At 48.9% G+C, this 12,040-nt stretch carries 6 protein-coding genes; 5 read left to right on the plus strand and 1 reads right to left on the minus strand.

The window, feature by feature from the left end:
• Positions 1 to 483: 483 nt before the first annotated feature.
• Positions 484 to 1,413, plus strand: a complete 930-nt coding sequence (locus tag FPZ49_RS34080; protein WP_144855056.1) for an aminoglycoside phosphotransferase family protein — start codon at positions 484 to 486, stop codon at positions 1,411 to 1,413.
• Between the two features lie 267 nt (positions 1,414 to 1,680).
• Here the strand turns inward: FPZ49_RS34080 and FPZ49_RS34085 are convergent, their stop codons facing one another.
• A complete protein-coding gene (locus tag FPZ49_RS34085) occupies positions 1,681 to 2,904 on the minus strand; it encodes an IS110 family transposase (RefSeq protein WP_144855058.1) in 1,224 nt (407 codons plus the stop codon).
• Positions 2,905 to 3,761: 857 nt separating this feature from the next.
• Here FPZ49_RS34085 and FPZ49_RS34090 point away from each other — a divergent pair.
• The 4 genes from FPZ49_RS34090 to FPZ49_RS34105 all read left to right on the plus strand — a co-directional run bounded on the left by FPZ49_RS34090 (position 3,762) and on the right by FPZ49_RS34105 (position 11,819).
• Positions 3,762 to 6,542, plus strand: a complete 2,781-nt coding sequence (locus FPZ49_RS34090; RefSeq protein ID WP_144855060.1) for a bifunctional YncE family protein/alkaline phosphatase family protein — start codon at positions 3,762 to 3,764, stop codon at positions 6,540 to 6,542.
• Positions 6,543 to 6,652: 110 nt separating this feature from the next.
• On the plus strand, positions 6,653 to 9,817 hold the full coding sequence (locus tag FPZ49_RS34095) for an efflux RND transporter permease subunit (RefSeq protein WP_144855063.1): 3,165 nt from the start codon (positions 6,653 to 6,655) through the stop codon (positions 9,815 to 9,817).
• Positions 9,817 to 11,610: an alkaline phosphatase family protein gene (locus FPZ49_RS34100; protein WP_144855065.1), complete on the plus strand. Its 1,794-nt coding sequence runs from the start codon at positions 9,817 to 9,819 to the stop codon at positions 11,608 to 11,610. Before FPZ49_RS34095 ends, FPZ49_RS34100 begins: the two co-directional genes overlap by 1 nt.
• Entirely contained in the window at positions 11,610 to 11,819 is a 210-nt protein-coding gene (locus FPZ49_RS34105) for a copper amine oxidase N-terminal domain-containing protein (protein ID WP_261381756.1), read from the plus strand. Before FPZ49_RS34100 ends, FPZ49_RS34105 begins: the two co-directional genes overlap by 1 nt.
• The last annotated feature ends 221 nt before the right edge of the window (positions 11,820 to 12,040 follow it).

Consider the following 12,040-nt stretch of genomic DNA (forward strand, 5'->3'; position numbering starts at 1 on the left):
GTGATTGATTCTTTGATGGGGAGTAAAATGACCCAGCGTGTTCTGGAGACGGTTCAGCCTGTCGGCCAGGGGCTTGAGATTGATTTGTAATTATGAAATTAAGGTTTTAAGGATAACCGCCAATCGGCGGTTTCTTTTTTATAAATGGCGAGACCCAGATACATTAACCGTGTATGAGCATTACTACGATGAGGAGAAATTTCGAGACCTACATGAAAGGCTTCAGGAGAGCTATATGAAGCGTGAAAAAGAATACTTCAAATCAGCTAAGTCGCGGGCGCAGATCGCAAAGCCGATAACACGAACTGGCAGGAGTTCAGCTATCGTAGAGAATGGGCTTTATGATAATGTGCCAAATATGGACTCGTTGCAAAGGATGCACAAGTTCTTGGTATCAGTGCTGAAATAATTGCACTGCATTTTGTAAATACGGTGGCTTTTGTCAGGGAGTGCGGGCTATTATTTAAAAGGAGTGAGGCATAATTGTACAGCAACATCCCTCGTTCAAAGGAATACCAACATCGTCTGATTGAGTTCATCAAGCAGAAATATGGAATAAGCGCCGCCTCACTAGCTCCCGCAAAACGCGGCTATTACGGTGAAACGTGGCGGCTGGACGATACGAATAGCAGCTACTTTCTAAAACTGGTTTACCCCGCCACGCATAAAGCCGTCTATGAACGCAGCTTTTCTATAGTCCAGCACCTATGTAACCACGGCATAGACTTCATCAGCCGAATCGTAAAGACAAAAAACGGCGACCTGTCCACACGATTTGACGGCGCAATACTCGGCGTTTTCGACTGGATTGACGGTGAAAACTTAGAAACAGACGCTACAAAAATCCCGGAATATCAAATGCTGGCGAAGATATATACGGTTCCGTCTTGCAACGTTCCCATTCCTTGTGAAGATTTTTCAGGCAAAAGCGCCGATAAGTTCTATGAGCAATGGAATGCGCTTGATAACATACAGATTCACTCACTGCTTGAGAAAAATCGCGCCAAGCTGGAGCATAGAGCCAAGAGGTTGAAATACTTTGCCGAGCTGTGCCGAGGTGACACTGAGGACTTCTTCATCACTCACGGTGATGCCGGAGGGAATCTGATTGTGAGCGGCGACAGGTACTTCATCGTGGATTGGGACACCCCCATCCTCGCGCCGCCGGAACGTGACGCATTTGTCATGTGCTGCCGGGATTGGGCAAGAGACGCTTTTTATAATGCTCTGTATCAGAACGGCATTCGATACACCCTGCGTTTGGAACGGCTGGCGTATTACTGCTATCATTTTTTCTTTTTCTATCTCACCGCATACCTCGATGGGTTCAGGAAAACTGACACTGTACGGGAGATTGAAGAATACATTGACGGCTGGATAAAGGGAAGTATTCAATACGCAGACCCAATTTGAAATCACCAAGATGCTACTTGTATAAAAATCTTAAACTCCGGGAGGTATTCTATCGGATTTTCGTGGAGAAAGCGTCCGGTGTTCGGCACAAATCGCGCTAAAAGCACCTCAAAATTAAGCCCTAATGTGCGAATGTAATCATTCAACTACTACTATGAAAATTTCAGCAGTAGAGATCTATAAAAGACAGCACTAAAGAAGATGCAGCTCGTTCGGTTTTAAAAAACGGAGAGCACCTGATTAAAGGTTATCAGAGGTTGGATTAGATCAAGAGGCATCTGGTTGTGTAATTGTTACTTGGTAACCTAGTCCTTCAAGTCTGCGCAGAGCATGTCGAACAATAGATTGTTGTCTTTGTTTATCAAAGTAGTCCTCACCTAAGTCAACATACATTTCTTTACGGGTTAGAAGGTAATATGCGATCCGTAACATGGCATGTGCGACTACGATTCCTGCTCGCTTCTTTCCTTTGCGTGCAGATATACGTCGATACAATGCGCCGAGGTAGTTCTTTGACCCTCTTACAGAAAGAGCCGATTCTGTTAATCCTGATCTCAAGTATTTATTGCCCTTTTTGGTTTTAGATGATTTTCTTTTTCCCGCACTTTCGTTGTGGCCAGGAACAAGTCCAGCCCAAGAGCACATATGAGCAGCGCTTGGAAACTGGTTTTTAATATCTGTACCGATTTCAGCTAGGATTTGTTCGGCCATGCGTGTTGATATGCCAGGAATGGAATCAAGTCGTTCGATATCTTCTTGATAAGAACTTACACGTCGTGCGACTTCTTGATCAAGCATATCAATTTGTTCCGTTAGGAAATCGATGTGGCTTAGAATGGTCTTCAGCATGAGTCGTTGATGGGGGCTTACATAGCCTTGAAGGGCTAGTTCGAGATCATCCTTTTTTCGTTTTAGTGTGCGTTGGGCCAAGTTGGCTAACTCCTGTGGGTCATCTGTACCTTCAGCAATAGCATGGAGCATGTTCTTAGCTGAAACACCCATGATATCTGAGACAACAGAACCGAGCTTAATATTAGCTCCTTCCAGTACCTTCTGAATCCGATTATGCTGCCTGGCACGTTCTTCGATAATACTGCGACGATAGCGAACGAGCTCTCTTAATTCGCGCTGAGCCCGATCTGGAATGAAACTGGCCTTAATCAGTCCATGCCGCAGAAGTTGGCAGATCCATTCGGAATCTTTAACGTCGGTTTTGCGTCCAGGAACTGCTTTCATATGCTGTGCATTTACAACCAGAAACTCAATGTCCTCGGCTTCGATCAAATTAACAATGGGTTTCCAGTAAACACTCGTACTCTCCATAGCCACATGTGTACATCCGTGCTGCTTAATCCAGTCCACTAACTTAAGCAGGAATACAGTTTTAGTAGAAAATGTCTGAATCTCCTTTCCTTCAGGTGTCGTGATGCATGCGGTTATATTGTCCTTATGAACATCCATACCGCACGCCCGTTCAATAATTACGTCCACAACAATCTACCTCTCTACGGCGATCATGATTGGAGACTGGTGCAACAACCAGAGTAGGATTAATCTATGAGTGCTTCCCGAAAGGGAGCAACATTCAGTGGTGCACCGTGGTCGTTGGAGTCAGACTAACGGATGGGCTCTAAACGCACCATAGTTGATCGACCTTCTTCTCCCAGCCGTAGTAACAGTATTAACCGGTATTAACCATTTTCATAATCTGTGGTGCCCCGAGAGGGGCATGGATGGCTAACGGGAACGATAGTTCAAAAAAACAGCGGTAGTGGGACTGTTGACAAAGTCCTTAGCTAAATAAAATGCTGATGATTCACTACAATATATAGTGGATCATCAGCGTTTTTAATTCCATATATTGTATCACCAAGAGGTGAAGTGCCGTTTGTCAACAGTCCCGTAGTCTAGGACTTTTTTTCTCGTCCATGGCTGCCGCTGTTTCTATTTATTTTCTTTCGACATTTGCTAAGGATGCCTACGGGTTGGGGTGGACAACGCAGCACATGAATGTAAAATTCATTCATGTAAATTATGAACTTTTTTTATAGTTTGACAGGAATATTGTCGACGAGACTCTGAAACTATTTACCCATTGGGATCAACATATGAATTGCATTTTGTAGAAATCCATATACCCCTCGTCGTATTATCCTTGATCAGTTATATCAAAAGATGCAGTAATGTATGAATTTGGAAGGCGTTTTTAGGGATATTAGTCCGGTAAAAAAGTAGGATTTTTTATATTAATAGCATCTACATATCCTCCGAACAATGACTTTACACTTCTTAGGTAAAGTTGGAATGTAATATGATTTGAGAATAGATTAAAAGGATGTGGAGTAGTAATGAAGAGGAAATGGAGCAAGCTCAGTAAGAAGAAGCTTCTCACGCTGATTTCATTAAGCTCTGTCATTGTCGGAGCAGGCAGTGCTTACGCGTGGGTTGGCAGTCCCTTCGGGACGAGTCTTGTCGGACGCCAGGCCGAGAGCGGCAAGGTCTTGACGCCTGTAGACCAATTCGTTACACCGGCAGGGCAGCAGGTGGAGTTCGGTGGCAACCCAATCTCCATTAAGGTCCGTCCGGACGGGAAGACAGCCGCTGCGATCGTCGGCCGGAAGGATTACGGTGGTACGGGAATCAACGTCGTGGATTTGAGTACGGGTAATTTGATCACCACGAACTTAGCTTTGAATCTGAACCATATGTGGGGACTTTCCTATTCTCCCGATGGAAGTAAGCTGTACGCTACAGGTTCGGATAGCAAAAATGTAGGCAAGATCGTGGTGATGTCGGTAGCAGGGGACGGAACTCCGACTATTACGAATATGATTAATCTTCCTGATGCAACTGTCGGCGGAAATATCAATCCTCAAGATATTGTTATGGGACCGGATGGCAAGACGCTGCTCGTGGCACTGAACCGTGATAACAGCCTTGGGGTAGTGGACCTGCAGACGAATCAGCTTACAGCGCGCATCCCGGTCGGCAACGCTCCGACCAGCGTTATCGTGAACGGTAACACGGCTTACGTAACGAATGTAGGCGGCAGGAAGGCGCAAGCCGAAGACCTGACAGTGGACTCATCCGGCACGCCGGTGGTCACAACGCCTATGGGCAGCTCAGCGTCAGGAACGGTATCCGTCATCGATCTGACTGCTAATGCCGTCACGAAGACGGTGGACGTCGGTCTTCAACCGGCGCGGATGACGGTATACGGTCAGTATGTCTTCGTGGCGAACACGAATAGTGATTCCGTATCGGTTATCGACTCTCATTCGAACGATGTTGTACAAACGATCAAGGTTGAACCATACCCGAACGCACCGCTCGGCTCCGCACCTAATGCGGTCAAAATGATCAACGATCATCAATTGGCCGTCAGTCTCGGCCGTAACAACGCCCTGGCTGTATACGACTGGAACGGACCTGTTAAAGAGCCGCGTCTCTTAGGACTCGTACCGACCGCCTGGTTCCCGGTTGATATTGCAGCCGATGAAGCAGGCCATCGCCTGTTGGTTGCCAACGCGGACGGAGTTGGTTCGCTCGGTCTTAACCGCAGCTTAACGATTCAAGGGATTACGGTGAAGGGTCACTCCTCTTACGCGCAGCAAGGGTCATTATCCGTGATTCCGTTCCCTTCCGCCAAGGACCTGGCTAAAGGCACGGACGATGTCTATGCCAATAACAACTGGTTCCAAATTGCAGGCCGAAACGCCGAAGCCCGCAACAATAAGAAGCCGACGGCTGTGCCGGAGCGGATCGGCGAGCCATCCCCGATCAAGCACATCTTCTATATTGTCAAAGAGAATCGGACGTACGACCAGGTTCTTGGCGATATCGGCAGGGGAAATTCGGAGCCATCTTTAACCCAGTTCGGTGAACACGTTACGCCGAACCTGCACAAGCTGGTGAACACGTTCCCGCTGCTCGATAACTTCTATATCGGGGGCATCCAGTCGGCGAGCGGACATCAGTGGGTTATGCAGGCAACAAATAATGACTACGAGGATAAGGAAACGGACACGGCGAACGTCCGCAGCTATCCGGGTGGTGCAGGCGACTCGCTGGCTTATGCCTCCACCGGTCATATTTGGGATAACGCACTTAAGCATAACGTATCAGTTGTCAACTTCGGCGAGGATACGACGGAGTTCAGCGGTTCACAGCCAGCGGGCAAATGGACGGATTGGTACAACGATTATTTAATTCTATCCGGTCAAAAGCAGGGTACTCTTCATGTACCTATCGGGGATTACACGGCGAAAACGGATATCCCTTCCCTTGATCCGATTACGTATAAGCCGTTCCCTACCTTTGACTCGTCGATTCCGGACCAGTATCGCTACGAGATTTTCAAACAGAAGTTCGAGGAATATGTGAAGAACGATACCTTGCCGGGGCTCACACAGATGTGGGTTATGAACGACCATACCGCCGGCAAATCGACGGACTTCCCGACGCCTCAGGCGCAGGTTGCCGACAATGACTTGGCTGTAGGTAAAATCGTCGACCTCATCTCCCACAGCAAGTATTGGAAGGATTCGCTCATTATCGTTACGGAGGATGACGCGCAGAACGGATTGGATCACGTCGACGGACATCGTGCTCCCGCTCTTATGATCAGCCCGTGGATTAAGAGAGGAGTCACGGACAGCCACTACTGGACCGTCATTAACATGGTCAGAACGATCGAGCAAATTCTCGGCCTGCCTGCGATGAATCAAAACGATGCTGCAGCCGTTCCGATGAGTGAGCTGTTCACCGACGAGCCGGACTTTACGCCTTATACGTTCGAGCCGAATCATATCGCTCTGGACACTTTAAACGGTACGCCTGGATCGGATAAGCCGGCTATTCCGACTTATACGCCTCCACAGCAAACTGCAACCACGGACATCCAAGCCCTGGAGAAGCTGTGGACGGAGTGGTCCGACCAGAATAAGGAACACTTTAGCGGCAAGAACGCTTCCCCGGACTCCGTGGATGCCAGCATGCTGAATCATGTGACCTGGTATGCTACTAAGGGATTCAATACTCCTTATCCCGGCGAGCAGAAGGTTCTTACACCGAGCGATGTAGCGGCACAAGCTGAAACTGGGGCTCCTATTTCCACGAAGACTAACTAATTTGGAATAGGAAAGCCGGATTCACCCCCATGTCCTTCGGGCTTCATGCCCGAGGGCATGGGGCATTCTTATTCCGGATTCGCCAAATGCAAGGAGTGGAATTTCTTAAGATGAGTAAACTCATAGAAGCGACCATGAACAGGACCTTCCTGATCATTACCGCTCTTCTGATCATTGCGATCTGGGGAGGCATGTCCTCCTATCAGATTCAGGAGGAATATTTGCCGCCGATCAATAATCCGACTTTGATGGTGAGCGTTCACGCACAGGACTTCCAAGCAGAACAAATCAAGGCTTCGGTACTCGCGCCTATTCAACATTCGGTACGTAAAGTTGTCGGGCTTGAAACCTTGGAGTCTAACAGCTTTGATGGCGGCCTTCTCATAAGCCTGTACTTTCCGGTGAATTTTGATATCAGCCGAGCGGAGAGCGAAGTGGCGAGTACACTCGAGCACATTGCTCTACCGGCTGGTGTTGACAAGCCGTTAGTTACCCGCATCAGCACAAGCTCGTTTCCGATGATGAGACTCAGCCTGACCAGCCCGTCAGGGAAAGTGGATGAAGCCGCCTTGCGCACTGAGGTACAAGCTCGGATATCGAATGAATTGAAAAGTATTTCCGGTGTCAGCGACGTGCGCGTTATCGGCGCTGCGAGGAACGGTTACTCGGTATCTATACGGATGGCCGATTTGAATAAGTACGGCCTGAGTCTCGAAGATGTAAAGCGGTCACTTGCTGAGGTTCATCCGACATGGGTCCAGGGAAGGATTACAACCGATCAAGTAACGATTCCCCTGCAAGCCGCCGATCCGAATCAGAGTGAACAGGATTTGAAGCAGCTTCCCATCCGGGGAGAGGACGGACGTGTCACGCCTCTATCCGCCATTGCGGATTTGTCGAAATCAATGCTGGATGTGCAGACGATCTCCCGGACGTATGGTGCACCCAGTGTCATCTTCGATGTGCTGAAGACACCGTCGTCGAATATTACCGACATATCGGGCAAGCTTCTTAGCCGAATCCAGGACATTCCAGGTTTGCAAACGGGGGACCTCCAACTATCCGTGCTACTGGATCAAGGTGAGCAGGTGAAAGCCGCATTGCATGGACTGCTCAAGGAAGGGCTGCTCGGCAGTCTGCTCTCTATGGTTTGCGTATTTTTATTTTTCAGAAATAAAAGGTCCACTGCGCTGGTTGCTCTATCGCTGCCGATCTGCCTGCTTGGAACAGCGGGATTGCTGAACGCCATGGGAATCAGCTTGAACATTCTTACCGTTTCCGGACTGATTGTGGCCATGGGCAGAGTGATTGACGATACGATCGTCATACTGGATAACATGTATCGGAAGGCAAGTGAGCAACAAGGAAAGCTGACTTCGACGTTATTGGCGGAAGCCGTTACGGAGATGCTGCCGGCAATCATCTCTTCTACAGCTACGACCGTAGCAGTCTATATTCCGATCGCCGTAGTCGGTGGCATGATCAGTTCGGCTTTTTCCGGATTTGCATGGTCTGTCGTTATCGCGCTTCTGACGTCGCTTCTGGTCGCCATGTTCGTAGTCCCGGCACTGTACCATATGTGTTATAAAGGTAGGCCGAGCAGTGGAGTGGCACTCTCCATCGAGCAAAGCTCGGTATCTCTCTTAGACCGGGCTTTTCGAAGAAAAGGAAGAATACTTGCCGGCTTCTGCGTGTTATTACTTGTTGCGGGAGCGGGTGCGATATATTTGCCCGTCAATTTTCTTCCTGCGAGCCGATCCGGTCAAATTAACGTGCAGCTGGAATTCCCTGAGGGCACAGTTCTAACGCAAATAGACTCGACCGTGAAGCGGATGGAGCAGGTGCTGAAATCCGATACGGGGATATCGACGTTCTCTTCCGTTCTGGGCTCTACCTTCACGCCGCAATTTGATGATGTGTTCGATGCCGGAGGAGGCTGGGTGCAAAGCGCGAGTGTTGCCAATATCGCAGTTTCACTCAACCGGAACGCCGAGATCGACCAGGTGATGTCCAAGCTGCAAACGCAGCTTGCGAGCCTATCGGGGATTGCGGTATGTACCGTAACCAATCAAAATATTAGCGGCGACGATTCGCAGCTCAAAATTGACCTGTCCGGTGCCGACACGCTAGCGTTGGAGACGGCGGCTAAGCTGGTCCGTACTCAGCTTCAGCATGTACAGGGGCTCAGCGTAGCGGGCGCTGTGAATGATAAGGAAGGGGCACCCGGGTTCCATTTGTCGTTGGACCGGAATGCATTGGAGCAGGCGGGAGTGGAGCCGCAGGAGGTGTACAAGCGTGTTCGGGAATATGTGATGGAGGGTACCCGAATCGACTTGCCGACGGCTGCTCAATCAACGATCCCGTTAGCGATCCATACGGACCTTTTGACGAAAGCCGGCAATGCCTTCATTCATACGGATGCCCAAACGGACATCCTGACGCTGCTCGGGAAGGAAACGTTCAAGGGCAAGGACGGCCGAAGCTTCCGGCTTGATTCACTAGCCTCGTTAAATCCCGGCAACGGACCGGCTGTCATTCGGGAGCGTGATGGACGTCCATTCGCTCAAGTAACGGCCAACATCACTTCGAGAGACGTGGAGAAGGTTGTCGGGCAGGTGAAGGATCAGGTGGGGCATTTGGCTTTACCACCGGGAGTTCAATATACGTTTCAGGGAATTTCCACACAAGTAAATCAAATGATTTATGAAATGACGCTTGCATTGTCCGTATCGGTATTACTTGTGGTGCTTGTTCTAAGCACTGTATTCAAAGGCTGGAGAGCCCCGCTCGCCGTATTCATCTGCATTCCGTTAGCCTTCATCGGATCGGTCATCGGAATGCTGCTCACCGGAAGAGAGTGGAATCTGGCCTCGCTCGTCGGACTGCTGATGCTGTCGGGAATCGTGGCAACCAATGGCATCGTTCTTGTAGATAAAATCGAGCGCAATCTGGCCGGCGGCATGAGCGCGATGCAAGCCATCCTGCAGGGAACGGCAGCCAGGGTTCGGCCGGTGCTGATGACGGCGGTGACCACCGTTCTGACACTTCTTCCGCTTTGCTTTTTCGGCGGCGGCGACACCGTTGTTTCCCAATCATTAGGGATTGTCGTAGTTTGTGGTATGGTCAGTTCTACGCTGATCAGCCTGCTCGGTATTCCTATGCTGTATGAATGGCTGCATAGCCATCGCACCGCCACGGCGCAAACAGGTACTGAGTTGGGCCATTCATCGCAGGACATAAACGTTGGTTTTTTAACTTGGGAGGAGAATGCATAATGAAAAGACGATTTCGGAGTCTGGCATTATCGTTAAGCGCATTGTCGATTATGGCTTCACCCTTGCTAGGCACGTCGCTGACCAGGGCGGAGAAAGCAGAAACGGCAGAAGCAAACACAGCTTCACCGATTCACCACACGGTAGTGATATTTCAAGAAAATCGCTCCTTCGATAACTACTTTGGAACGTATCCATATGCCCTTGGCTTCCAAGCGCTGCCCCAGACGCCACAGGATGTCAGAAACTTCAATTATGTGACCGGCAGCGTAACCAGAGATGCATATGGTCGTGTCTATAACCCCGATGCTAATGGAAACCCGGTATATCCTTGGCACGATGCCGGCAAGGCGGCGATCCAAGAAACCGATGTCAACCACGGCTACAACCCAATGATTTCCATGGTAAACGGCGGAAAAATGGATATGTTCTATATGGTCAATCATAACAGCGGCAAGCCAACGGACACGAATGATAAAGGCTTGCTGTCGATGTCCTATTTTGACTACAACGAAGTTCCTGCTTATTGGCAATATGCCCAGCATTATGCACTGGCGGACAATTATTTTCAACCCGTATACGGTCCGTCTACACCAGGCGCACTCTATTTGGTGGCGGCGCAATCGGGTAATGGGGGGCAAGCGGACAGCAACACTAACCCGAACGCTCGAATTACGGGAGATCCGTCACCCAAGAACGGCCCTTTCGGAGGGGATAGCACGAACGGTCTGAAGTACAATCTGATTTATCCGAACATCGGGGATCGACTCACTGCTACGAATCAGTCTTGGGCATGGTACGCCGGCGGGTGGGATGCAGCCAAGAACGACCCTGCTTCCGGCGAGGCTAAAGCTTATTCACCTCACCACAACCCGTTCCAGTACTTTCAAAATTATGAGGACGGGAAAAATAACAACAACTTGAAAGATTACAACAGCTTCACTAAGGATATCCAGAACGGGAATCTCCCGGCCGTAAGCTTTATCAAGGCAGGATACGGGGATGACGAGCATCCGGGTACAGGAAATCAAAGCACGCCGTCCGCCGAGGAGTTTACTGTCAACACGATTAATCAGATTATGAACAGTCCTTACTGGAAGGATACAGCCATTATTGTTACCTATGACGAGAGCGGCGGCTTCTATGATCATGTTGCTCCTCCAACCATTACGCCAAACGCTGATTCTCTGCAAGGGGACGGACCGCGTATTCCTGCATTAGTGATTTCTCCTTACGCTAAGCAAAATTATGTCAGCCATGTTCAGTATGATCATTCATCGATATTAAAATTTCTCGAGTGGAACTATCATTTGCCGGCATTAAACGGGAAGGACGCAGGCGCTAATAATATGCTGGATATGTTCGATTTTGAGCATCCGAACTTATTGCCTTATATGTATAATGATGGTGAATTGACAGGCTCATCCTCCAATGGTACACCGGTCAATGTACGGCTGAACAACGCGCTTCTAGGCGTCAGCCATGTTGGTGAGGCACCGTTTATTGACGCGAAGGGCAATGTGATGGTTCCATTAGATGATTTTGCGCGCAGCATCAATGGATATGTTACACAAACCCAAAATAACCGGGTGCTTCTAGAAACTACGGAGAAGCAAATCGAATGGAAATTGCATGGGAATAATGCATTTGTTGACGGTAAGCCCGTTCATCTCGAAACGAACGTCTGGGAAGGTCCGGCCGGGATTACCTACATCCCGCTGAAATCTGCTGTCGATATACTCGGCTGGTCGATGAGCACAGAAGGAAACATAGTAACGGTTATTAGTAAATACTAGTGACAACAGTGGGGGCTGGTGTCACCTTAAAGCTCTATATCGACAGCAAGACCGCTTTAGTTGACGGGAAAGAAGTAACGCTTGAAGTTCCAGCAGCGATCGAAAACGGAAGCACCGTTGTTCCGGTCCGTTTTGTAAGTGAAGCGCTGAAAGCGACCGTAAAGTGGGATGGCGACACAGAAGCGGTTGTCAATTACGAAGAGAAATAAGAACAGTCTCCCTGTGAAGAAGTGAGGATTAACCGTTGTCTTTTTAATCGCATATGTGAATTAGTATATATACAAAAAAACACCTCCCATTACAACTTGAGGCCACTGAAAAAGTCTAGCTCTTAGAAAAAGGTACTGCCCTTCAAGAAAGTTGAAGAGGCTGTACCTTTTTTGTCGTATAATTGAGTCATCACAAAAAGCGGGTGAGAGCACATGATTCG

Origin of the sequence: Paenibacillus cremeus, assembly GCF_007786445.1 — a bacterium.
GTDB classification, from domain to species: Bacteria; Bacillota; Bacilli; order Paenibacillales; family NBRC-103111; genus Paenibacillus_G; species Paenibacillus_G cremeus.

Excerpts from the sequence above, each read along its gene's own strand:
- FPZ49_RS34090 (WP_144855060.1), top strand. The coding sequence starts at position 3,762 with ATGAAGAGGAAATGGAGCAAGCTCAGTAAGAAGAAGCTTCTCACGCTG.
- FPZ49_RS34095 (WP_144855063.1), top strand. The coding sequence starts at position 6,653 with ATGAGTAAACTCATAGAAGCGACCATGAACAGGACCTTCCTGATCATT.
- FPZ49_RS34100 (WP_144855065.1), top strand. The coding sequence starts at position 9,817 with ATGAAAAGACGATTTCGGAGTCTGGCATTATCGTTAAGCGCATTGTCG.